A 21,486-nucleotide genomic window follows, 5' to 3' on the forward strand; every position below is an offset into this window, starting at 1 on the left:
GGAGCCCATGTTATAATGGAAGTATCGAATAATCCGGAGGTGTCAACGATGCAATGGAAAGAGGTTCAAGAACGTTTCCCGAATGAGTGGGTTGTTTTTGAAGCGACGAAGGCTTATTCGCAAGAAGGTCAACGTTATATTGAAGAAATGGCTGTTATAGATTCATTTGGTGATTCAACAAAAGCATTGAAACGATATAGCGAATTGCATAAGGAAGACCCTAATCGGGAATATTGTTTTTTTCATACATCACGTTCTGAAGTTGTGGCTAGAGAAAGGTATGTCGGATTAAGAGGCCCTAGATGAAGATAGCAGATATATATGGATTGCCCTTTATAAGTGTACAACTGGTTTACAGAGGTAAAAAATTTACGCTGGAGAAAGTACTTCTTGATACCGGGTCGGCTAGTACATTATTAAACGCAGATGTGGTTGTGGATATCGGAATGATTCCGGAAGAGAACGATGTGGTTAACACAATAAGAGGTGTTGGCGGCATAGAGTATGTTTATACGAAGTCACTAGATTCTATCGCTGTAGATGGAACTGTTTTGAAAAACTTCGAGATTGAGATCGGGAACATGGATTACGGTTTGGAAATTGACGGGATTTTGGGTTTCAATTTTATGAGACAAACAGGAGCCGTTATTGACCTAAACTCTATGGAGATACTCCTAAAGTGATTCTCATTCATAAAGAAAAGTGCCCTCTGGAAACAGAGGGTACTTGTGTTTTTACCCGAAATAGTTCAATATAAAGATAAATAACAAAAGGTGATCTACTTACAATAGGTTAGATGGACGACGGATCGCTTCATACCCAGGGAGGAACATACTATGGAAATCGGAATCAGTACATTTGTGGAGACAAACCCGGATGTAAATACAGGAAAAGTTATCAGCCACGCACAGCGTATTCGTGATGTCGTGGAAGAGATTGTTTTGGCAGATCAGGTGGGGCTGGATGTATACGGCGTAGGGGAGCATCATCGTTCAGATTATGCAGCTTCGTCACCGGCAGTCATTTTGGCAGCAGCAGCTTCACAGACGAAAAACATTCGCCTGACCAGTGCAGTAACGGTGCTGTCATCAGATGATCCAGTACGTGTATTTCAGGATTTTGCGACATTGGACGGTATTTCGAATGGACGTGCAGAGATTATGGCAGGGCGTGGCTCATTTATCGAGTCCTTCCCGTTATTCGGTTATGATCTGGGCGACTATGATGAGTTGTTTGATGAGAAATTGGATCTGCTTTTGAAACTGACGGAGTCGGAAAAAGTAACCTGGTCGGGCAAACATCGTCCTTCCTTCAACAACCTGGGCATTTATCCGCGCCCGGTACAAGAGAAGCTTCCGGTCTGGATCGGCAGTGGCGGTAATCAGGAATCGGTTGTTCGTGCTGGTCTGCTCGGATTGCCGCTGGTCCTTGCCATTATCGGTGGTCGTCCAAAACAGTTTGCACCTCTGGTGGAGTTGTATAAAAAAGCAGCTGCACACGCTGGACACGACGCTTCCAAGTTAACTGTTGCTTCCCACTCTCACGGCTTTGTTGCCGATACTACCGATGAAGCGGTGGAGAAGTTTTTCCGCCCTGCACAAGCGGTAATGAACCAGCTCGGACGTGAACGCGGATGGGGACATTACGGGCGTGAAACATTTGATGCGGCACGCACCCTGGAAGGTGCACTGTACGTAGGGGATGTGGATACGTTAGTTGAGAAAATTATCTATCTGCGCAAAGAGGTTGGCATCACCCGGTTCATGTTGCACACTCCACTCGGCACACAGCCGCATGATGAGGTTATGCACGCGATTGAACTGCTCGGCAAAGAAGTAGCGCCAAGAGTTCGTGAAGAGATTGCACGCTGGGAAGCGGAAAATCAGGAAGCGCGCTAAGCCGGCTGTGGTTGATAAAAATGATCTAAATTGATCTATTCATGTACACAGAAATAGTAGCATAGAAAAAGGAGCATGTCCTAAGCGTATTACGCCATGGATATGCTTCTTTATGTTTATCTATAATCGTTTCTAAATGTACAAATTCTGTGTCTATCCATTCGCAGATGGATTCACTAGAGAGTTTATGATCATCGATAACGTATGATCATAAAGGGTTTTGGCAGCTTCTTCGGTTTCAATATGTCCTCCCAGGTATAGATGGATCACACCATGTAAGGGGGCCCAGATCATACGCACCGCAAGCAGGGGATCTTGCACCTGAATCATGCCTTGTTCAATCGCTACCTCAACTAACCCTGACACTTGCTTCAGTGCAGTCGCTGTTCCCTGTAACGTCTCTCCGTCCGGCTTGAATTCGGAAAAGGAACCTCCAAACATCAGCTGATAGAAGCTGGATTGAGATATGCCGAAGTCCCAGTAGACGTAGGCCAGATCACGGAAATAGTGTTCGAACGACGCCTGCCGGGGCATAGCTTCAAAACGCTGGGCCATAAGAGAACATCCCTCTAAATATAGATGTTTGGCTAACCCTTCTTTTTTGCCAAAAAGGTTATATATGATCTTGGTAGAGCATTCCATGCGTTCAGCTACGCGGCGTACCGTGACGGCTTCGGGGCCATGCTCTTGTAATAAAGCCGCAGCAGCATGTACAATATTTTGCCGCAGATTATCCGAGTGCTGGAGTCTGGCTTCCTGAAAGGTTGTTACCGTATGTGCAGATTCCGAGGAACCCGAATGTATATCCTTCATTGATTTCATCCTCATAACCGTATTGTTGTTAAAAGAAACTACGACGTTTCCTTTTCTTATGGTCATTCTACTGTTTTACGCCAGATAACGTCAATTTAATCCGACTTTAGAATGTCAGCACCACGTTCTAAATTCCGTTTAAAAGTTGATGTAACAGATGTAATTTGACTGGATCATGAATTTAGGTTACGATGATTCTACAAAGAAACAGTGTTTCTAAAAAGAAACAATAGTTTCGATTATGTCTGGAGGATAGAAAAGAAATGATAAAACAACAACATCAATGGGCACTTATTACAGGAGCTTCTTCGGGAATAGGTGAAGTTTTTGCAATCGAGATGGCTTCCAAGGGTAAAAATGTTGTGCTGGTTGCCAGAACAGAGTCCAAACTGGAACAATTGGCAGAACGAATAGAACGTACATATCAAGTAAAGGCTGAGTTAATTGTATCGGATCTCTCTGAAGCAGACGCACCACGGAAGGTATATGAGGAATGCCAGAATCGGGGAATACAGATTGATATCTTGATTAATAATGCTGGATTCGCTACTCATGGATATTTTGAACAAATAGACAGTTCCCGGCAGCAGGACGAAATTTTGTTGAACGTGCTCGCTTTGACAAACATGACACACCTTTTCTTGCCAGGCATGTTGCAGAAGAAAAATGGCGCTGTAATTAATGTATCTTCGACAGCTTCCTTTCAACCAGATCCTTATATGGCTGTGTATGGAGCAACGAAGGCGTATGTACTTTCTTTTACAGAGGCGTTATATGAGGAGAACAGGAAGCGTGGAGTTCAGTTTTTAGCATTATGTCCGGGTTCAACCGAGACTTCGTTTTTTGATGTGGTGGGTGCTGATGAAGCCTCCGTCGGTAAACGTGATACACCTGAGCATGTCGTGGCAGTGGCCGTGAGGGCACTGGAGTCAGGCAAACCTTATGCTGTACCGGGGAGCAGAAATTACTGGACAGCACAGTTCTCCCGACTTATGCCACGCAAGTTCATGTTACGAATTGTAGGAAGCATGCTACGACCACGTTCCAAAGGTGGCGAAGCAGAAGCTACAAGTCTGAATTAACCATAGGGATGAACACTTCGGCGGAAGGCACGTTTTCCAAAAGATCTTCTCGGCTGACTCTGTCGCGATCTCGGGTGTCTTGAACTGCCAGTGCGGCAAAATCTCGCTCTTGTATGGCTCCACCATAAGCACACCCTGCTCGCCCCGTCCCACAGTATATAATTCAGGCTGCTTGCGCAGATCCAGCTCTTTGTAATTGAGACAGTAATCGAATTTTTTCATTGGGTCGTCCTCCTTGGAGAAACATACGCGTTCGCATCCACTTGCACATCGTATGATAATGTTAAGGTGTTCTTTTTCTTTTTTACCCCGATTCTGATATAACAAGCACGGTTAATGGGGAACAATAGAAGGAAATGTACAGGAGGTATGAAGCGATGGGCATGTCGGGTAGATATGTTGTAGTGAAGGATGAGTTGGTGCAATCCATCCAATCGGGTGAGGTTAGTGTGCTTGATTGTCAGGTCGATCTGGATATTGATAAAATGTGGCAGATGCTGCAGTTCACGTTGAGCGGCAGTCTTGTGGATGGAGAACCACCGCTCGGTTATGTTGTGCCGCTCGCTAGTCAGCAGTATCTGGGGAATTATTCAGACATGGATCTGTTCTTGATTAATAACAAGCAGGTTCTTGAAGCTTATATGGCATTGGAGCAGCTTACCCCTGATGATGTGGAGGCACGTTTCAGTCTGGAGCATATGCTTGCCGAAGGTGTATATCCCGTGATGGAAGGCAGGGACGAGCAAGAGACTCTTCAGGACATCAAGCAGACGATTGATCGAATTCAGGCGTTGTTTCAGGTGACTGTGGAGAACGGCAACGGAATTATCTTCTATGTTTTCTAGGCTTTGCTGCCAGAAAGCGCGTGTGTACGGATGTTTGATTCATGCGCCATCCGGTTATTGATACACACAAGGCAACGCCTTGATGATTACGCCGAAGAGAGGGAGAACCGTTATGACACAAAATCAGAATGAAGAGAACAAAGCGATTCAAGACGATGAACCGGATCAATTTGAGGCACCTGTGACACCGGCAGATGAAGTGAAGGATGAAGAGACTGCTGAGGATCAGGAACAGGAATAATCTGAAAATATTACATGAAACAGCACGTTTCCACGCGCATGTTATGACATATGAAGGATAGAAGAACCAGAAGGCCGGACGTGTTCCGGCCTATTTGGCCTATTTTTATACGTATCCGTTTACAACAATTCCTTGTGCCCTCATAATATGGAGTGAACCATATTTTGTTAAGGGGGAGATCCCAATTAAGAGCCAAAAGTTATACCAATGGATGGCAATACCGCTTGTCCTGTTAATGGTTGTTCTTACAGGGTGTCAGGCCGTAGGTGGCGTTGATGTTAGCCAAGCTATAGCCAATAACACCAAAGTAAAATCCGGTGAATCCAAGCAATCCATGCACATTAACATAGAGCCGGACAAACAACTTGCAACCGATGAAGCTCTCGTAATGATCAAACGAATCAATTCGATCTCACTGAATATCGATCATGCCAAAATGAAAGACACGGACACGGCATCGGTCAAAGGATCACTGAACATGGATGGAACAAAACTGCCTTTCCATCTGTCCGTGGACAAGTCGGGCATGACCATTGATGTGGATGGAGCTCAGAAACCGGTTTACATATCGCTCGATACACTTGGGGGAGCAGAAACCATGCTGCCTCTGGATACGAAAGAGCTGGAGAAACAGATGCAGGAGCTTTCTCCAAAGGTATTAACTTTTGTCATGAAACATCTGTCTAATCCCAAGAACATATCTGTTACACCTGTTCAGGAGACTGTAAACGGTGAAACCCTGTCTCTGAACAAGCTGCACATGGAGATTAACGGTGAAGAATTGCTCGCTATGGTTAAGCCGTTTCTGACGAGTATTGCCAAGGATGAGCAAGGTCTCAAGCAGTTGATTGGAGACTTGTATGATGTACTATACCCTGTATTTGAAAGTTATATGGGTCTGGAAGGTATAGAAGGCATGGAAGACGATGAAGTGACTTCTATCTTACCGAAATCGAAGGAAGAAGCAGTCACATCCATATATGACATGATTAAAGAAGGTTTGGACAGCGTTCTGGTGAACTATGATGAGGAGCTGAACAACCTGCTGAAAGATACACCGGAGCTAAAAACGGTATTTGGCCCGGAGACCAAATTGAACATGGATTTCTTCGTGGATAGCAAGCTGGATATTCGTAAACAGAATATGTCGTTGAAGGTGGCTGTTCCTGCTTCGGAAGACCTGCCGGTTCGTGCTGTAACCCTCAGTGCAGACAGTGAGTTATGGAATATTGGTGGAGCGGTCACAGTGGATGAAGTGGATGCTTCTCGCGGTGTGATGGAACTGGCAGAAGGTGAAGTTACACCTGGACAAGTTCTTCGCAATTTTGATTCAAATTCATTCGTCTATCAATTCCTGAAGAATGAGATGAAAATTTCAACAAAAAGCATCTTCCTCCATCCGAGTGAAGAAAATGGTGCGATCACAGTGAAAAATACAACCTTTGTGCCACTGCGGTATCTGTCCGAGCAATTGGATGCAGAAGTGAAATGGACCAAGGGCTCGAAACAGATTATTGTCATTGACGATATGACAGGAGACGAGGTTGTGCTGACGGTAGGTTCTTCGAAAGCAACAGTCGCGGGGCAAGAAGTCACGATGGTGGAGTCGGCGTTTGTAGGCAAAAACGGCAAAACCTATGTGCCACTGCGCTTTATGGCTGAATCGCTAGGAGCCACAGTGGAGAAAGAACAAGATACAGGCTGGATTTTCATTGACCGCAATTAATATAATCTAATTCGTTGAAAATGATGCGTGAATTGGAAGGGGATTTCAGAGAATGCCAGATTTCTCGTAATGTTGTAGGAAAGAACAAGGCGTAAAAATTCCGTTAGATCAACACGGGATACGTCTGTCCTTTTTGACCCATTACGAGGATCTTCGGCGTTTCGATCTGAAAGGATGAAACGATACGGGAGTACCTCTATTGGAGGTGCTCCTTTTTGTCGTGTCATCGCAAAATAATCCCTAAGAGGTGTTCTATATGAATCATGGTTTCACGATTGTTGCTGATGCAGTGATGTTGCGTCCTTTTACTTTGCAAGACCAAGCTGCGCTGACAGCCCTGACACATCAGCCTGAAATTACGGACCTGTTACCCGATTGGAAGATGACCGAAGAGCAACTAAGTGAGTTTTTACAGTTCGTTGTGGGTAGTTATGAGCGGTTTGATCCGCAAGATGTGAGAATAATGCTTGCGGTAGTTCATCAGGAGAGCCAGCAGCTGATCGGTTGGTGTGGTGTGTTTCCAAACGATATGCTTGATCCGTCTGATTATGAAGTAGCGTATGCCATCTCACGTGATCACCGCAACAAAGGTTATATCACAGAGGCAGTTCAGGCGTTGATAATGTATCTAATTGAGCATACGTCGTTAAACCGAATCGTTGGCATTGTGAAGACATATAACCCCGCTTCTCGCAGAGTTCTGGAGCATACAGGCTTTCAGTATGTGAACCGAAGACGTCTGTCTGACGGAGAGATCTATGATTATTTTGAACTTCACAGCACCCATTCCGATGGGAAAACCACTGAGCGGATTAAACCCAAACCATTATCGATAAACCTGCGCCGAGCAGAGCACGAAGATGCAGTTGTGCTGACGGAAATTTGCACACGTGCTTTTGATCATGCGATCCACGTCTGGGCAAAAGGAAAGCATGACCTGGACAGTAATCTATGCCCTCCGGGTTACGGCTCTGTCCGTATGCATGAATATGTCATTCGCGAATGGGATTATTATGTGGTGGAAGCGGATGGCTGTGCCATTGGCGGGGTAAGCGTGAATGTGCTCGGGCATGAGATCGCAAGGCTGGACAAAATCTATATCGACCCTGTCTGCCAAGGGCGCGGAGTAGGCTCACAAGTGATCAGACAGATTGAGGCTGCGTTCCCGCATATCCTGCACTGGAGGCTGGAGACTTCTGGTCGGCAGACGAGTAATCATCATTTTTACGAAAAGCTAGGTTATGTTTGTATGTATGCCTCTGAGTCTGAGTACGGTTATAAGAAAACGACATTTCCGAGTCCAATAGATCCCAGTGTGCAGCATGATCCAGGGAAGGAACATCAATGTGTTCAAGCCAATTTGGATTCGATGTGGTATAGTTCCAGCACAATGAAGAACAGTCGCATCACCGATTGTAATCTGAGCGAAAGCAAATTAACGAACCTGAACATGACAGAAATGCTGCTGGCGGATTTGCGATTAACGAACACCAAGTTTGAATTCTGCGCGCTGGACGGGGTTCAATTTCAGGATACACATCTGGGAGCGGATAACGTACCGATGCAGTGGAAACATTGTGATCTGGGGGGCAGTCGTTTTGTTGATTGTGATCTGTCAGGTGTTGAGCTGGAGGCTTGCCAAGTGGCGGGGATGAAGATTAACGGGATTCCCATTGAGAGCTTCATTGAGGCATATGAGATGTTGAAACTAAACGACTGATTTCGGATGAGGTTGACTGGGCTGGTTTCCCGCTGATTGAAGGAGCCTGAAACATGTGCTGCTGTGATGAAAAAGCAGGGCCAAGGCTTCATCGTTAACACCTCCTCCGTCGGTGGTATTTGCAATGAACCGTAAACATGCCCTCCCAAGTGGAACAAGAGCTTGGGAGGGCATGTTTTGTTGTTTTTCATACGAAAGAGTCCTGAATTCATTTCTGTTAATTTCGGCTTTATTCCATAACGGTATCGTATATTTTTTGGCTTATTATTCCTGCGTTTAGTTATGCTGCAGCAGTTTTGGCCTTTTGTTAAAACCGGTACTGCCGGCGGTATAACCCATTTTCTGATAAAATTCATGCGCAGCTTTACGATCGACACGGTTGCCGCTGTTCAGCGATATGGAGTCCACCTGATGTGAAGCTGCACACTGTTCAGCAGCCAGCAACAGCTGACGGCCAATACCGGAACCGCGGTGATGCTCGTGAACAACCAGTGCCATAATGCGGCAGTGTCTTCCGTTCTTTTCGTACATATAAGACGTTTGCATGCCAATAAGTCCTACCAAGCGCCCGCGTAATTCGGCCACCAATGTGGTAAAGTTGGCATCGGCAGCAATATGTGCGTATCTTTCCTGCATTTCAGCAAAGGTTGTTGGATATCCAAGCTGATCCATGAGGATAACCATATCCTGCAGATCCTGATCCGTGCTGTGCCGGATATTCACATCCAGACTCATATGCGGGACACCTCCCCTGCGCGTTCCTTGAGAGAAAGGTCAATGATGGTGTCGAGCAGTTCGGCAAAAGAAATACCCGCAGCGGCTGCACTTTTGGGCAGCAGACTGTTTCGGGTCAGCCCCGGCAGTGTGTTGACCTCAAGCACATATGGCACGCCTTCACGTATCAGCATATCCACCCGAGCGTATACACTGCATTTGAGTACGTTGTAACAAGTTAACGCAGCAGCCTCTACACGCTGATGCAGATCGGAAGGCAACTGAATGACCTGCTCATCCGCGCCGTTATCATCGTATTTGGCAGCATAGTCGAAAAAGGCAGCATTGGCATGAATGGAGATTACAGGCAGCATCTTGCCATCAACAATGGCGCAGGTAATCTCTTCACCCTCAATGTATTGCTCAATCATGACACTGTTGTCCCATGCAAGAGCAGCCTCTACCGCGGCAGGCAGGGCATCCGGCTCATGTACGATCTGCGTTCCTATACTTGAGCCACCGGAATTTGGTTTGACGACTACGGGGTACGTTAAGTGCTGGACAGCCACCGAGGATAGATCTTGCATTCGATTCACTTGAAGCCAATCTCCAGTAAGTACCCCTGCCTGGCGCATTAGCTGTTTGGACATGTCCTTATCCATGCATACACTGCTTGCGAGCACGCCGCAGCCCGTGTAGGGAATGCCGAGGGATTCGAGTGTGCCTTGCACCGTACCGTCTTCTCCGTATTTTCCGTGCAGAGCAAGCAAGGCTACATCGATTCCGTCTGATTTGTCGATCAAATCCCGCTTGGAATTCAACTCAATGGGCACGACCTCGTACTTGTTTTTGTCCAGATTCGCAATCATCTCCTGTCCGGTGAGCAAGGATATATCCCGCTCAGAAGATGTACCGCCCATAATAACGCCGACTTTCATGTGAAAATCCTCCCTATTGTTATTAAACTACTTTACATCATGCTCGCAACGGTCTCACCGATGATACGTATGCCTTTGCGGATGTTCTCGTCGCTGACTCTGGAGAAGCCGAGGCGCATCGTATGGAGTCCTTGACCGGGTTCCAGATAAAAGGTATCTCCAGGGGTGAAGGTTACCCCTTTCACTTTGCAGGCGGCAAGCAGCTCTCTCGTTCGTACCTTCGGTGGAAACTGTACGAACAGATGCAGACCGCCTGCTCCGGATATTTGACACATCGGCAGATACTGCTTCAAGCAATGCACAACCAGTTCATATTTCCGCTTGTACTCTGTACGAGCGCGTTTTAAGTATTTCTCAAAATTGCCGTTGCTCAAATATTGATACAGTAGCGATTGATCCAGTGTAGACGTATGAATGCTGCGTGCCCGCTTCATGCTCTCCAAATAGTCAATGAATGCGGCATCCGCGATAATCCAGCCTACGCGAAGCCCGGGGAATAATACTTTGGAGAAACTACCCAGATACACCAGGCCATTCCCATTACCCATACTTGCGATGAGGGGCGAGACATGGGAGCCGGAATAACGAAGTTCTTCGTTGAATCCATCCTCGATGATCGGGACTTGATATTCATTCATCAAACGTATAATTTCAATTCGTTTGGCGGGGGAAGTCACGATTCCTGTTGGATTGTGATAAGAAGGCACAAGATAGGCCAGATCATATGCACTGCCAGCCAGCTCTTGCTCCAGCTGCTTCAGATCGATTCCGTCCGGTTCCATATGGATGCCGGTTAGCTGAAACTGGTGCAGCTTCAGGTTTTTGATCGCCGTGTGATGTGTGGGGTTCTCACACAGCGCTTTACCACTCTTTTTGCGTAAGGCCCCAAGCACCAGGTCGAAACCCTCCGTAAAACCGTTTGTAATCAGGATATCCTTGCCTGTAAGGTCTACCCCTTTGTTCTCCATATAACGCAGCAAATAGTTCATGAGCGGTTTGTACCCTTGCGCGTAGCCGTAATTAAGCAGGACTTCCCCTTCAAGCGCCATCCGGTCTAGAAAAGCCCGTTTCACATTGTGCAGATCAAATAGCTTTTCATCCGGAGCAATACTGGTGAACGAAATTTCGCCGCGCTCCGCTCCTGATCCATGTTTCATCAGATCATATTGCTCTGCCTGAATGGCATAATCGCTGACCCTTGTTTTCCAGTCCAAGTGCCAGTGTGCTTCGGCCTTTGGTGTTTCAATGAGTGTGCTGACGTAATTGCCCTTACCTTTGAGCGCATAGATCAAGCCTTCCTCTTCGAGTTCGGCGTACGCAAGCAGAATAGTACTGCGGCTTACCTTCATGAGCGTACCAAGCTCTCGGGTCGAAGGCAGCTTCTGATTGGGCTGTAAAGCACCTTTTAACATCAATCGTTTCAAATAATCTTTGACTTGTATATATATAGGGCGGTTCTCCGTCAATAGCAGATCGGAATACATCCCATCACTCCCTCTACTGGTATCTTGCCATATTATAAACCCAGCAGAAAGAACCACGATACCTCTGTTTCGCTGCCGAGGTGGTCTGAGTTGAAGCACAAATGGGAAAAAGCCCTGGCTCATATGCCGGGCTGGAGGTGGAACCTATTCATGTTCTAAGGGTGTTACGCTATTCTGCTTAATAAAGTTCATGTTCTGACTAGTCTCTAAAACGGGTTTCTATCTATCCTTCTACGTGTGTCTAACTACTATGATGAGACTATAGGTTGTTTATATCATTTCTAATTCTAGTTGATGAACTTGATGCTGTAATATACAGAAATCATTCATGATTATTAGGCCGGATTTGCTTGCTGCAATAAGTTCTCGTATATTCGTATAGATGGTAAATCTAAAAAGCTACGTTTCTTGCTAACTGTACTCTTCTCGTGTGCACATCACAGAATTCAGTGTGAGAAAGACGAAACATTTCAGGCCCTATCAGACTTGGTTGGATACAAAGACATGTGTCTTAGTGCCCAATTTCTTCCTCGTACCCTTATAGTACCACTTTGAATCAGGAAAGTTAACCTTTTTTTGAAATATTTGTCGCAATAGCGAAAATTCCGTGAATTACACTTCATTTAGATTGAAATGGTGTCGTATTATAATATGTGTTAGGATGTACATCTATAGAATATAGAGGAAGTGAAAATGATGATTCAAATTATTGTTCCAACACCTGATGTGACCATTACGAAGCAGGAAAATCCGCAGCTAAGCCACATCTACGGATTTACTGATTTTCACCTGATTACACGGGAATTAGGCGGAATTTTTATGTTTTATAATGCCGCTGACGAGTTGTTATTTGTCGGGAAAGCTCGAAAATTAAGACCCCGCATTAAGAAGCATTTTGAAGATACCGTGTCCCCGATGAAAAATCATCGTGAGGAAGTGACGAAGATTGAGGTCTGTCTGGTAGAAGACCCGGTGGATCGTGAAATTTACGAGACCTATATCATTAACACTATGCGTGCAAAGTATAATGTGGACAAGGTGCTGTATAAGTAGGCAGGGAATTTATAGAGGCAAAAAGTAAAAGATGCCAAACATAATACCGGAGCAGTTAGGACATATGTCCTAGGTGGTTGTGTAGGTACGCAGGGTGTGATCTATAGATCACATCCGGCTCCATTTATTTAGAAAAAGTAGTTCTACATAGCTTATAAAGAAACTGAAGAATTCAAATGGTTAAGGAAGCAGCACTAGGCATGGGATTTACAGATTACCAAATACATAAGAAGAGGTGATGGTGTTGATCGGTCGTAGCGGTAACCCTACACTTAAAGACAGCACGTTTGAGAACAGAGGATATGGAGAGGATCGATACCAGAATTACATGACGATTAATGGCACGGTGAACAAAGCATTCATCACGTTGATTATCCTGCTGGGCAGTGCATTTGCAACCTGGATGATGTTCTTTAACGGACAAGAAGTGATGCCGCTTGCCTATGGCGGATTGATTGTTGGTTTCATTTTGGCGCTGATTATCTCGTTTAAACCAGTGGTGTCTCCTTACCTCGTACCGATCTATGCGGTAGCAGAGGGCATGTTCCTGGGAGCACTTTCGGCAAGTTATGAGTCCTTGTATAACGGAATTACCCTGCAAGCAGCCCTATTGACCATGGCGGTATTCGTTGCTCTATTAATAGCGTATAAAACTCGGTTAATCAAAGCAACAGAGAACTTCAAGCTAGGTGTGGTGGCTGCAACGGGTGGCATTATGATTATGTATTTGCTCAGCTTTGTACTAGGGCTGTTCGGTATTACGGTTCCATATCTGCATGAGAATAGTCTGATTGGCATTGGCATCTCGGTTGTGATTGTCATTGTTGCCGCTCTTAATTTGGTACTGGATTTTGACTTTATTGAAGGTGGTGCGGAGCAGGGGGCGCCCAAGTATATGGAATGGTATGGAGCGTTCGGACTGATGGTAACACTGGTCTGGCTGTATATCGAGATTCTTCGCCTGCTCAGCAAATTGCGGAGTCGGAACTAATCCTTTCGTTAACGTTATCATCATAGTATGAGCCTTTATAAAAGTTAAAGCGTGTTACTTACGTTGTTGGCTTTTTTGGCTTATATGGTGGCAGCCCTTGCTCCAGCTCTCAGGCTGATTATGAGTAGATTATTATGGATCAGCTATGTTTGGTTGGGTACAGAAAAAGGAGAGAATCAACGGAGAGTTTTACCTCCAGATGAATTCGCTCCTTTTTTTGAAACCATTAGATTTTTGGTTGCACCTTAAATAAGCTCTGCGTATAAACTCTCCAGCGTCACGATCTCGGGCCGGGTTGGCAGCTCGCCTCTTGCAGCACAGGCAGCCAACATGTGCTGTTCATCCAAGGGGTGACTGTAGAAGCGATGGCTAAGGATTCGCCCGGCTTGGTTGCATTTCCAATTATGCTCTCCTTGCTGCTGGACATGAGGAAGAATAGCGAAAGAGTTCAGTGGCATGGAAAGCCCCATGCCCACAGCCTTGATGTAACTCTCCTTCAGTGTCCACAGACGATAGAAGGTCTCCTGCTGCATTTCTTCAGGCTTCCCAGCCAAGAACTGGCATTCGGATGAAGAGAAGAACCGCTCTGCGATCTGCAGGTCAATCGGTGCAATTTTTTCCACATCCACACCGAGTTCATCTTCACTTCCAGCGATTAACGCAACCCAATCACCAGAATGCGAAACATTAAATTGTACATTAGCATCATTAATAAGGGCAGGTTTGCCGTATTTGTTACGAGTAAAGGAAAACTCTTCAGGCCTTATGCCAGTCAACTTGCTTAACTTCACACGGGTCAACACTTCACCCATAACAGACCGATAGGCATCCACTTGATGTATAAAACGAGAAGCTTGTGCCCGCCGCTCCTCAGAGACGGATGACAGAAAAAGATCCCAGTATACCTCGGGTATCACAGACGGTACTTGCAGTACTTGTATAGTTATCATCATTTATCACCTGACGTTGTATTCGGCATGGATGACAGGCTTTCCTCTATATTTATCCTTATCTCGCGTTTTTTCCAGCAGATCAGGCTAGTTGTGTTTTTTCCATTCTTCATGCGCAATCTGTATTCGATCCCACATCTCTTGGCGTTCTTGTTCCGTATAAATCACCAACGGTTCATAGAAAAGCTGGGTTAGTACGTCTTTCCACTCATTGTAGGTTTGAATTTCCGTCTTGCTAATGCCTTCGATTCCATGCGTGCGAAGCATGCATCCCCGCAGCTCATAGCTGTGGTTGGTATCTCTCTGACGGAGCAAAAATGCATTATGCCAGGGCGAATCCACGGATTGGCTGTAGAATTCATGTTTGGGAATAAACTCTTCCAGACTGGTAAGCTCTTCGGGAGCATAGTCCACGCCCTTACTTGGTCCGTTAGGTTCATATTCGAGCCTCCATCCACCGGAAACAACAGAAGAAGACATTAAAGTATAAGTGAACGGCTCGCGTCCATAGGTTCCATAACGAAGAGGAAGCGGTTCAAAAGGCATGCCGCCCAGACCGACATCCACAATCCAACGTTCCACATCCGGGTCCGCATCTGGCAAAGATACCGAGAGACCGAGATGGAACGAGTTCACACGTGGTTGTTCTCCATGCGGCTGAACGCCAGCACGGTGCCAATGCACGGTGTAGCCCAGAGACTGAAGTAAAACACTGAATGCGCCATTCAAATGGAAACAGTAACCGCTGCGTCCTTGCAGAATAAGTTGCACGGACTCTTGTAGATCGATGCCCACAGGTCTACCTGCAAAAATATCGACCGTTTGCCAGGATAGATGGTGGATATGTGCTTTCTGAATTTCGGATAGAAATTCCAATGTAGGTTCCTTGACTTTATCAATGCCTATCCGTTTCAAATAGGCAAGTATTTCAGATGGAGTTAATGTAACATTCATCTCAATCACCTCAAGTCATGTAATGGGCTGCAGATGAAATATTGTGAAAACTGCTGCCATGGCTTCATTGTAAAAGTGAACGTCTGAAATGCACACACATGATTATCCCTATTGTACCGGTACAGTTTGGGTGATCATAAAATAGTGAGGTTAGAGGGCATACTCATATTTCGACAATGAGAGTTTGGTTTCTTTTTCGAGGGTATGTTAACCGTTCGGAGTGGATATAGGTTAGAATATAGATAGATAGCAGGATTAGGAGATGGAAAACATGGCTAATGATGAAGTAATTTTGACACAGGAAGGCTTGGAAAAGCTGGAGGAAGAACTGAAGGAACTGAAAACGGTGAAGCGCAAGGAGCTGGCAGAACGTCTGAAGCTTGCGATCAGTTACGGGGACCTGAAGGAGAACAGTGAGTATCATTCAGCCAAAGATGATCAGGCATTTATGGAGACCCGCATTCTGATTCTGGAGAAAATGCTGACCAAAGCGAGAGTGATCAGCTCAGACAATATGGATTCCACTAAAGTAAGCATTGGTTCAACGGTAATACTGAACGACCTTGAGTTTGCTGAAAAGATTGAATATCAACTGGTCGGTCCAGCAGAAGCGGATGTATCCAACAGCAAGATTTCGTACGAGAGTCCACTGGGCAAAGAGTTGATGGGCAAAGAAGTGGGCAGTGTGATCCATGTTAATGCTCCGATGGGTGTAATCAAATACGAACTGCTTGAAATTAAAGTGTAAATAGCGTCAATTGCAAAATATAAGAGATGTTTCATAGGCCTGAATGTAAAAGGGGCTGTCTGAAGCATCTCTTTTTGTGTTTTTTCAAGTGAATTCATGGTTAAGCTCGTGGTAATTGATCCATACTGAAATCAAATCATCCTCAATATGGTGAAATTTCGACAAATATTGATTTTTGCATGACCTGACACGAAGAGTAGTATATAATTACGGGAAAACTTTAAAGTGATGGAGTAGATACAATGAATTTGAGTAAGTCTGATCTAGACCCAAACAATGCAGGTAAAGGGGAACGCTTCTCACGCGCCGGTTTTATTCTGGCGGCCATCGGTAGTTCCGTGGGTCTCGGTAACATGTGGAAATTTCCATATATCACAGGTGAAAATGGTGGAGCGGCATTTTTCCTGCTCTTTATTGTCTGTCTATTGCTGATCGGTCTGCCTGTACTTCTTGCAGAGCTGGCTATTGGACGTAGTGGACGGGGGAGCGCAGCTACGGCCTTTATCAAAGCAGGTGGACACAAAGGCTGGTTGGCAGCCGGATTACTGCAAGTATTAACACCATTTATCATTCTGTCCTTCTACGTCATCATCGCGGGCTGGACATTGCAATACGCCGTAACTTCGTTCAGTGGCACATTGTTTAACAATCCGGATTATGGCGCACAATTCGACAGCTTTGTCGGCGGTTATATGCCGATTGTATGGCAATTGGTTTCTGTCCTGATCACAGGCTCGATTGTTGCGAAGGGTGTATCGAACGGAATTGAGAAGTTTAACAAAATTCTGATCCCAGCCATGCTGGTTCTGTTAATTGTACTGATGATACGTGCTGTTACACTGCCGGGAGCAGGTGCGGGTGTTTCCTTTTTCCTGAATCCGGACTTCTCTCAGCTCACAACGGAGTCGGCACTGGTTGCGCTCGGACATGCCTTCTTCTCGCTGTCGCTTGGTATGGGTATTCTCGTAACGTATGGTTCGTATGTGGATAAAAGCCAGTCCCTTGGTGCAGCAACGGTAGCAGTAGGTGCAGGTGACTTGCTCTATGCTTTTATCGCGGGTCTGATTATCTTCCCTACGACCTTCTCGTTTGGCATCGCGCCTGATCAGGGGCCATCCCTGATCTTCATTGCGCTGCCAGCAGCATTCTCGGCGATGCCGATGGGCTTCCTGTTTGCTGGATTATTTTTCGTGTTGCTGGCGATTGCAGCGTTGACATCAGCGGTTTCACTGCTGGAGGTTCCCGTAAAATACTTCATGGAGCGTCTTTCCTGGAGTCGTAACCGTGCCGTATGGAGCATCTCTCTCTCTGTCTTCATCGTAGGGCTGCCTTCCGTGCTGTCGCTCGGACTGTTCCCGGAGTGGAAGATCGGATCGAAGAGTGTGTTCGACTGGATGGACTTTATGGCGTCCAACATTCTGCTGCCTGTAGGTGGATTGTTAGTAACGATCTTTGCGGGATACTTTTGGAAGACGGCTGCTGAGGCAGCTGGTCTAAGCTCTGGCTGGTTCCGTATCTGGTTGTTCATGCTTCGTTATGTCGCACCTATTCTGGTTCTGCTCGTTCTGCTGCATACGTCTGGCATTATTCACTTCTAGGACGGCCTGCGCAGATTTACCAAGCATAAAACCTCTTGGAAGAAATGCAAAAGCTCTTGTGTTCCCTTGTTAATTTTGGGACAATACAGAGTAGAGGTTTTTTGGGTGACTTGACCGATGAACCATATGTTTTTTTGCGAAAAGAGGTTTATATCATGATTAAATCGTCCATATATGGATTAACATTAGAGCAATTACGTGCCTGGCTGCCCGAGCATGGGCAGAAGAAATCCCGTGCTTCTCGTATCTGGGAGTGGTTATACCAAGAGCGGGTGCATGATTTTACGGGTATGTCCGATGTCCGTCAGGAATGTGTAGATGTACTGTCTGAGCATTTCACGATGAATTCACTGAGCGAGCATGTGAAGCAGGAATCAGCAGACGGTACGGTGAAGTTCCTGCTCCGACTGCAGGACGGCAACTTGATCGAGACTGTGCTTATGCGGCAAAAGTACGGCTTGACCGTCTGTGTCACAACACAGGTCGGATGTAATATCGGCTGCAGTTTCTGTGCCAGCGGGCTGATCAAGAAAAGCCGGGATCTCTCCGCAGGAGAGATTGTAGAACAGATCATGCATGTACAACGGCATCTGGATGCAGCGGGTCAAGGCGAGCTTGTCACGAACGTTGTGGTGATGGGCATTGGCGAACCATTTGATAACTTCGAGCATATGAGCAATTTTATCGAAGTGATCAAGGATCGCAAAGGGCTAGCTCTCGCTGCGAAGCGAATCACGGTGTCCACAAGCGGATTGCCGGATAAAATCAAGGAATTTGCAGATAGCAGTCTGCAGGTGAACCTTGCGATCTCGCTCCATGCGCCGAATAATGATCTGCGTACACACATCATGAAGATCAACCGGGCATTCCCGATTGAACAATTGATGGATGCGGTGGACTATTATTTGGAGAAAACAAACAAACGTATCATGTTCGAATACATTTTGCTCCGGGATGTGAACGATCAGCGCGAACACGCTGCCGAACTGGCGGAACTGCTGTCCAGCCGCAAGAGCATGGTCAGTGTGAATCTGATTCCATACAATCCGGTGGATGAGCACAGCCAGTACCAGCGTAGCACCGAAGAGTCCATCTCGGGCTTCTACGATACGCTGAAAAAGAACAATATTAACTCGACTGTACGTATGGAGCATGGGTCAGATATCGATGCTGCCTGTGGGCAATTGCGCAGTAAACAGATGAAGAATAACGCGGAAGCCAAAGCTGATGGGCAAACATCTGCAAAACCAGATACAAGCCGTCTGGCTATGGGATAACGCACGCACGTGACGTATCGCATTAAACAATAAACGCCTCTATCCAATCACTGAAGAAGTGAGGATAGAGGCGTTTATTTGAGTTACAGGTTAATTTCAATCCGGAAGCCAGTTTGGCCTAAGTAAGTTATATTAGGCTTTTTGTCATCAGTAGATGGGGAATGCCATCCTCCATGAATACTTCGGAAGCAGGAGTATAGCCGAGACGTTCATAGAAGCCAGAGGCCTGTACCTGCGCGTGCAGCTTGGCCTTCTGTAGTCCGTCTTCAATAGCCATTTCCTCCAGTTTGTTGATTAATACACGGCCGAGGCCATGCTTGCGGTAATCCAGCATGACACAGATACGTTCCAGCTTGGCTACTTGCTCCACGATGCGCAGTCTGGAGGAAGCGGCAGGCACACCGTCTACATAGAGCAAGATGTGGCGTGCTTCAGTGCCCAGGGCATCAAATGCATCAAACTCATCAGATGCAGGCACGCCTTGTTCCTCTACAAAAATGGCCATGCGAATGGCAAAGTACGCTTCAAGCAGCTCCTGGGTGTTCGCTTCAACAATAGTTATATTCATGGATGGTTCTCCTTTGCATGATAGGAATCGAATATCGGAATGGAAGGGAAAGTGATACACTAAACTAGTGTAGTTATATCATTAATTATGTTGCGAATGCAACAATTTTATAGGAGTGTGAGCTCTGTGAATGAATCTAAGGAACCTAACGAGCCTAACGAGCCGAATGAAGTGTATAAGACGCATGAACAAAACGAAGCGAGAGAAGTGCTGCGTGAGATTGGCATGATTGCTCGTTGCCTGGATTCCATCAGTAATGTGGAGTTCCAGCATCTGAATTTGTCCCGTGGACAATATTTGTATTTGTACCGTATCTGTGAGAATCCCGGCATCATTCCGAACCAGCTGGCTGAACTGATCAAGGTGGATCGTACAACGGCAGCCCGAGCGATCAGTAAACTTGAATCGGACGGTTTTATAGTCAAACAGCCAGCACTGGGTAATAAGAAGAATAAGGTACTCTATCCAACAGAGGCAGGGCTTGAAGCATGGGAGTTTATTCGCAAAGAAGGTGTGCATTCGGATCAGGTTACGCTGAACGGTTTGACGGATGCAGAGATTCAGATGGCGATCCAGCTGCTGCGGAAGATGAGACATAACATTGAGGTGGATTGGAAATATGTTAAAAAGGGCGGGCACCGCTCATACATGGATAACCATGATTAAGAGCACACTTTGGATAAGGCCACCTTCTTTCATCAGAAGAGGCTGGGTTACTCCGTCATATATTCCCGTCAGGAGGAATGGTGTGAAGTTTATTTTTCGGAACAAGCGATCCTGGTACATATTACTTCTTATTGTTTCTACTGTGGCGATCGTATTGCTATGGAAGGAGCGGTTCGTGATGGATAAGGTATCGCCTACAGTCGCTTTTGTTGAAAAACATATGACCAATCCGAATGGTACACTTGCAACCTATCTGCAGGATGCGCCGTCCCAGAGAGCGGACATCGTTGCGGGGCGAGAGGCATTGTCCGAATCGGTTGGATTGTGGATGCAGTATGCTTTGGCGAGTGATAACGAGCCCTTGTTCGAGCAGGCCTACATGCGGTTCCAGACGTATTATGTGATTAGGCCTGATATGTATATTGTCTGGAAGCTTGATCCGCAGGGGAAAGCCCATGTCGGAACCAACGCGCTGGGGGATGACCTGCGAATTATAGGAGCCTTGTTGGAAGCTGCAGATCGATGGAAGCAAGGCAGAGCGGACAAGCTGGCGACGGCATCGGCTCTTTCCCGCACATTAACGCAGCGTACAGAGCAGCAGGGATACATGGCTGATTTTTATGATTTCAACAGCGGTCATTCCACGAAAACGTTAAGCCTGGTCTATGTGGATTTGCTCGCTTTGCAAGCGATGAGAGATCACCAGATGCTGGAGCCGGATGCGTATGCCAGATATGAAGATGTGCTGCATAAAATGCCCGACGATGGATTATTCTATCCGAAGAGCATCCATATAAACACCAAAGCTTATACCTATGATGACAAGGTCAATCTGATTGATCAGCTCATCGTGGCGAATCACCTGATGGAGACCGGGAGCAGACCGGACAAGCTGATTACTTTTCTGAAAAAAGAATTCGCCACCCGGGGCAAGCTTCCCGGACAGTATGATCGTATAACACATAATCCTGCTGTAGAATATGAATCGGCATCGGTCTATGGCCTCGCCATCTTGCTTGCAGTTCGGACAGAAGATTCAGCTTGGGCGAAGCAATTGTATAAACATATGATTACTTTCCGTGGGCAGGACGCACGTTATCCGGGTGGTTATGTATTTGACGGAAACACTCATTTGTTTGACAACCTGTTCCCGTTGCTGGGAGAAACATATTTGTACAATTTTCTTAAAAAGTAACTTTTTAATTGCAAAGAAGGAGGCC

The 21,486-nt window shown here is 46.1% G+C and carries 22 protein-coding genes and 1 pseudogene; 15 read left to right on the forward strand and 8 right to left on the reverse strand.

Annotated features, from left to right (window positions below; genetic code table 11):
• The first annotated feature begins 48 nt into the window (after positions 1-48).
• From ACR8BL_RS17675 to ACR8BL_RS17685, 3 genes are all read left to right on the forward strand, one after another.
• Positions 49-306 carry a hypothetical protein gene (locus ACR8BL_RS17675; protein WP_434748818.1) on the forward strand — a complete coding sequence of 86 codons (258 nt, stop codon included), beginning with the start codon at positions 49-51 and terminating at the stop codon, positions 304-306.
• A complete protein-coding gene (locus ACR8BL_RS17680) occupies positions 303-683 on the forward strand; it encodes a retropepsin-like aspartic protease (protein WP_434748819.1) in 381 nt (126 codons plus the stop codon). Before ACR8BL_RS17675 ends, ACR8BL_RS17680 begins: the two co-directional genes overlap by 4 nt.
• 153 nt (positions 684-836) lie before the next feature.
• Positions 837-1,898, forward strand: coding sequence for an LLM class flavin-dependent oxidoreductase (locus ACR8BL_RS17685; RefSeq protein ID WP_434748820.1), 1,062 nt, complete (start codon positions 837-839; stop codon positions 1,896-1,898).
• 153 nt (positions 1,899-2,051) lie between these two features.
• Here ACR8BL_RS17685 and ACR8BL_RS17690 read toward each other — a convergent pair whose 3' ends face one another.
• The gene (locus ACR8BL_RS17690; RefSeq protein WP_434748821.1) at positions 2,052-2,711 is read right to left on the reverse strand and encodes a TetR/AcrR family transcriptional regulator; all 660 of its coding nucleotides are present in this window, start codon (positions 2,709-2,711) and stop codon (positions 2,052-2,054) included.
• Between the two features lie 263 nt (positions 2,712-2,974).
• On the opposite strand from ACR8BL_RS17690, the gene ACR8BL_RS17695 reads away from it, so the two are divergent.
• Positions 2,975-3,793, forward strand: coding sequence for an SDR family NAD(P)-dependent oxidoreductase (locus ACR8BL_RS17695; protein WP_434748822.1), 819 nt, complete (start codon positions 2,975-2,977; stop codon positions 3,791-3,793).
• 39 nt (positions 3,794-3,832) lie between these two features.
• Here ACR8BL_RS17695 and ACR8BL_RS17700 read toward each other — a convergent pair.
• A pseudogene (locus ACR8BL_RS17700) lies at positions 3,833-4,015 on the reverse strand (DUF4385 family protein); the annotation flags it as partial.
• Positions 4,016-4,170: 155 nt separating this feature from the next.
• Between ACR8BL_RS17700 and ACR8BL_RS17705 the strand changes: the two are divergent.
• From ACR8BL_RS17705 to ACR8BL_RS17720, 4 genes are all read left to right on the forward strand, one after another.
• Positions 4,171-4,638 (forward strand): DUF1877 family protein, encoded by a 468-nt coding sequence (locus ACR8BL_RS17705; RefSeq protein ID WP_434748823.1) that lies wholly within the window; start codon positions 4,171-4,173, stop codon positions 4,636-4,638.
• Between the two features lie 112 nt (positions 4,639-4,750).
• Entirely contained in the window at positions 4,751-4,879 is a 129-nt protein-coding gene (locus tag ACR8BL_RS17710; protein ID WP_434748824.1) for a hypothetical protein, read from the forward strand.
• Between the two features lie 211 nt (positions 4,880-5,090).
• On the forward strand, positions 5,091-6,605 hold the full coding sequence (locus ACR8BL_RS17715; protein ID WP_434748825.1) for a copper amine oxidase N-terminal domain-containing protein: 1,515 nt from the start codon (positions 5,091-5,093) through the stop codon (positions 6,603-6,605).
• 256 nt (positions 6,606-6,861) lie between these two features.
• Positions 6,862-8,325 (forward strand): GNAT family N-acetyltransferase, encoded by a 1,464-nt coding sequence (locus tag ACR8BL_RS17720; RefSeq protein WP_434748826.1) that lies wholly within the window; start codon positions 6,862-6,864, stop codon positions 8,323-8,325.
• A gap of 276 nt (positions 8,326-8,601) precedes the next feature.
• Here the strand turns inward: ACR8BL_RS17720 and ACR8BL_RS17725 are convergent, their stop codons facing one another.
• Genes ACR8BL_RS17725 through ACR8BL_RS17735 form a run of 3 tightly spaced genes read right to left on the reverse strand, consistent with a single transcriptional unit; the run spans position 8,602 to position 11,461 of the window.
• Entirely contained in the window at positions 8,602-9,060 is a 459-nt protein-coding gene (locus ACR8BL_RS17725; protein ID WP_434748827.1) for a GNAT family N-acetyltransferase, read from the reverse strand.
• Positions 9,057-9,977 carry a D-alanine--D-alanine ligase gene (locus tag ACR8BL_RS17730; RefSeq protein WP_434748828.1) on the reverse strand — a complete coding sequence of 307 codons (921 nt, stop codon included), beginning with the start codon at positions 9,975-9,977 and terminating at the stop codon, positions 9,057-9,059. Before ACR8BL_RS17730 ends, ACR8BL_RS17725 begins: the two co-directional genes overlap by 4 nt.
• 32 nt (positions 9,978-10,009) lie before the next feature.
• Positions 10,010-11,461 carry a PLP-dependent aminotransferase family protein gene (locus ACR8BL_RS17735; RefSeq protein ID WP_434748829.1) on the reverse strand — a complete coding sequence of 484 codons (1,452 nt, stop codon included), beginning with the start codon at positions 11,459-11,461 and terminating at the stop codon, positions 10,010-10,012.
• 696 nt (positions 11,462-12,157) lie between these two features.
• Between ACR8BL_RS17735 and ACR8BL_RS17740 the strand changes: the two genes are divergently transcribed.
• Both ACR8BL_RS17740 and ACR8BL_RS17745 read left to right on the forward strand, forming a co-directional pair.
• The gene (locus tag ACR8BL_RS17740) at positions 12,158-12,514 is read left to right on the forward strand and encodes a nucleotide excision repair endonuclease (protein WP_434753160.1); all 357 of its coding nucleotides are present in this window, start codon (positions 12,158-12,160) and stop codon (positions 12,512-12,514) included.
• Positions 12,515-12,758: 244 nt separating this feature from the next.
• Positions 12,759-13,505: a Bax inhibitor-1/YccA family protein gene (locus ACR8BL_RS17745; RefSeq protein WP_434748830.1), complete on the forward strand. Its 747-nt coding sequence runs from the start codon at positions 12,759-12,761 to the stop codon at positions 13,503-13,505.
• Between the two features lie 245 nt (positions 13,506-13,750).
• On the opposite strand, the gene ACR8BL_RS17750 is transcribed toward ACR8BL_RS17745, so the two are convergent.
• Together ACR8BL_RS17750 and ACR8BL_RS17755 are read right to left on the reverse strand one after the other, a co-directional pair.
• A complete protein-coding gene (locus tag ACR8BL_RS17750) occupies positions 13,751-14,458 on the reverse strand; it encodes a 4'-phosphopantetheinyl transferase family protein (RefSeq protein ID WP_434748831.1) in 708 nt (235 codons plus the stop codon).
• An 84-nt stretch (positions 14,459-14,542) separates the two neighbouring features.
• Positions 14,543-15,409 carry an arylamine N-acetyltransferase family protein gene (locus ACR8BL_RS17755; RefSeq protein ID WP_434748832.1) on the reverse strand — a complete coding sequence of 289 codons (867 nt, stop codon included), beginning with the start codon at positions 15,407-15,409 and terminating at the stop codon, positions 14,543-14,545.
• 271 nt (positions 15,410-15,680) lie between these two features.
• Between ACR8BL_RS17755 and greA the strand changes: the two genes are divergently transcribed.
• The 3 genes from greA to rlmN all read left to right on the forward strand — a co-directional run bounded on the left by greA (position 15,681) and on the right by rlmN (position 19,032).
• On the forward strand, positions 15,681-16,157 hold the full coding sequence (gene greA / locus ACR8BL_RS17760; RefSeq protein WP_434748833.1) for a transcription elongation factor GreA: 477 nt from the start codon (positions 15,681-15,683) through the stop codon (positions 16,155-16,157).
• A 242-nt stretch (positions 16,158-16,399) separates the two neighbouring features.
• Entirely contained in the window at positions 16,400-17,755 is a 1,356-nt protein-coding gene (locus tag ACR8BL_RS17765; protein ID WP_434748834.1) for a sodium-dependent transporter, read from the forward strand.
• Positions 17,756-17,910: 155 nt separating this feature from the next.
• Positions 17,911-19,032, forward strand: coding sequence for a 23S rRNA (adenine(2503)-C(2))-methyltransferase RlmN (rlmN, locus tag ACR8BL_RS17770; RefSeq protein WP_434748835.1), 1,122 nt, complete (start codon positions 17,911-17,913; stop codon positions 19,030-19,032).
• A gap of 127 nt (positions 19,033-19,159) precedes the next feature.
• Here rlmN and ACR8BL_RS17775 read toward each other — a convergent pair whose 3' ends face one another.
• Complete coding sequence (locus tag ACR8BL_RS17775) at positions 19,160-19,600, reverse strand: GNAT family N-acetyltransferase (protein ID WP_434748836.1); 441 nt, start codon at positions 19,598-19,600, stop codon at positions 19,160-19,162.
• A 225-nt stretch (positions 19,601-19,825) separates the two neighbouring features.
• On the opposite strand from ACR8BL_RS17775, the gene ACR8BL_RS17780 reads away from it, so the two are divergent.
• The gene (locus ACR8BL_RS17780) at positions 19,826-20,266 is read left to right on the forward strand and encodes a MarR family winged helix-turn-helix transcriptional regulator (RefSeq protein ID WP_434753161.1); all 441 of its coding nucleotides are present in this window, start codon (positions 19,826-19,828) and stop codon (positions 20,264-20,266) included.
• A gap of 82 nt (positions 20,267-20,348) precedes the next feature.
• Positions 20,349-21,461, forward strand: a complete 1,113-nt coding sequence (locus ACR8BL_RS17785; RefSeq protein WP_434748837.1) for a glycosyl hydrolase — start codon at positions 20,349-20,351, stop codon at positions 21,459-21,461.
• Positions 21,462-21,486: the final 25 nt, after the last annotated feature.

The sequence above is a fragment of the Paenibacillus amylolyticus genome (assembly GCF_051136285.1).
Classification (GTDB): Bacteria; Bacillota; Bacilli; order Paenibacillales; family Paenibacillaceae; genus Paenibacillus; species Paenibacillus amylolyticus_F.

Bases quoted from the DNA above. Each gene is read 5' to 3' on its own strand.
- ACR8BL_RS17720 (WP_434748826.1), top strand. From the start codon at position 6,862: ATGAATCATGGTTTCACGATTGTTGCTGATGCAGTGATGTTGCGTCCT.
- ACR8BL_RS17695 (WP_434748822.1), top strand. From the start codon at position 2,975: ATGATAAAACAACAACATCAATGGGCACTTATTACAGGAGCTTCTTCG.
- rlmN (WP_434748835.1), top strand. From the start codon at position 17,911: ATGATTAAATCGTCCATATATGGATTAACATTAGAGCAATTACGTGCC.
- ACR8BL_RS17690 (WP_434748821.1), bottom strand. From the start codon at position 2,711: ATGAAGGATATACATTCGGGTTCCTCGGAATCTGCACATACGGTAACA.
- ACR8BL_RS17725 (WP_434748827.1), bottom strand. From the start codon at position 9,060: ATGAGTCTGGATGTGAATATCCGGCACAGCACGGATCAGGATCTGCAG.
- ACR8BL_RS17780 (WP_434753161.1), top strand. From the start codon at position 19,826: ATGATTGCTCGTTGCCTGGATTCCATCAGTAATGTGGAGTTCCAGCAT.
- ACR8BL_RS17715 (WP_434748825.1), top strand. From the start codon at position 5,091: ATGGCAATACCGCTTGTCCTGTTAATGGTTGTTCTTACAGGGTGTCAG.
- ACR8BL_RS17710 (WP_434748824.1), top strand. From the start codon at position 4,751: ATGACACAAAATCAGAATGAAGAGAACAAAGCGATTCAAGACGATGAA.
- ACR8BL_RS17735 (WP_434748829.1), bottom strand. From the start codon at position 11,461: ATGTATTCCGATCTGCTATTGACGGAGAACCGCCCTATATATATACAA.
- ACR8BL_RS17675 (WP_434748818.1), top strand. From the start codon at position 49: ATGCAATGGAAAGAGGTTCAAGAACGTTTCCCGAATGAGTGGGTTGTT.
- ACR8BL_RS17750 (WP_434748831.1), bottom strand. From the start codon at position 14,458: ATGATGATAACTATACAAGTACTGCAAGTACCGTCTGTGATACCCGAG.
- ACR8BL_RS17685 (WP_434748820.1), top strand. From the start codon at position 837: ATGGAAATCGGAATCAGTACATTTGTGGAGACAAACCCGGATGTAAAT.
- ACR8BL_RS17740 (WP_434753160.1), top strand. From the start codon at position 12,158: ATGATTCAAATTATTGTTCCAACACCTGATGTGACCATTACGAAGCAG.
- ACR8BL_RS17680 (WP_434748819.1), top strand. From the start codon at position 303: ATGAAGATAGCAGATATATATGGATTGCCCTTTATAAGTGTACAACTG.
- ACR8BL_RS17755 (WP_434748832.1), bottom strand. From the start codon at position 15,409: ATGAATGTTACATTAACTCCATCTGAAATACTTGCCTATTTGAAACGG.
- ACR8BL_RS17730 (WP_434748828.1), bottom strand. From the start codon at position 9,977: ATGAAAGTCGGCGTTATTATGGGCGGTACATCTTCTGAGCGGGATATA.
- ACR8BL_RS17705 (WP_434748823.1), top strand. From the start codon at position 4,171: ATGGGCATGTCGGGTAGATATGTTGTAGTGAAGGATGAGTTGGTGCAA.
- ACR8BL_RS17765 (WP_434748834.1), top strand. From the start codon at position 16,400: ATGAATTTGAGTAAGTCTGATCTAGACCCAAACAATGCAGGTAAAGGG.
- ACR8BL_RS17775 (WP_434748836.1), bottom strand. From the start codon at position 19,600: ATGAATATAACTATTGTTGAAGCGAACACCCAGGAGCTGCTTGAAGCG.
- greA (WP_434748833.1), top strand. From the start codon at position 15,681: ATGGCTAATGATGAAGTAATTTTGACACAGGAAGGCTTGGAAAAGCTG.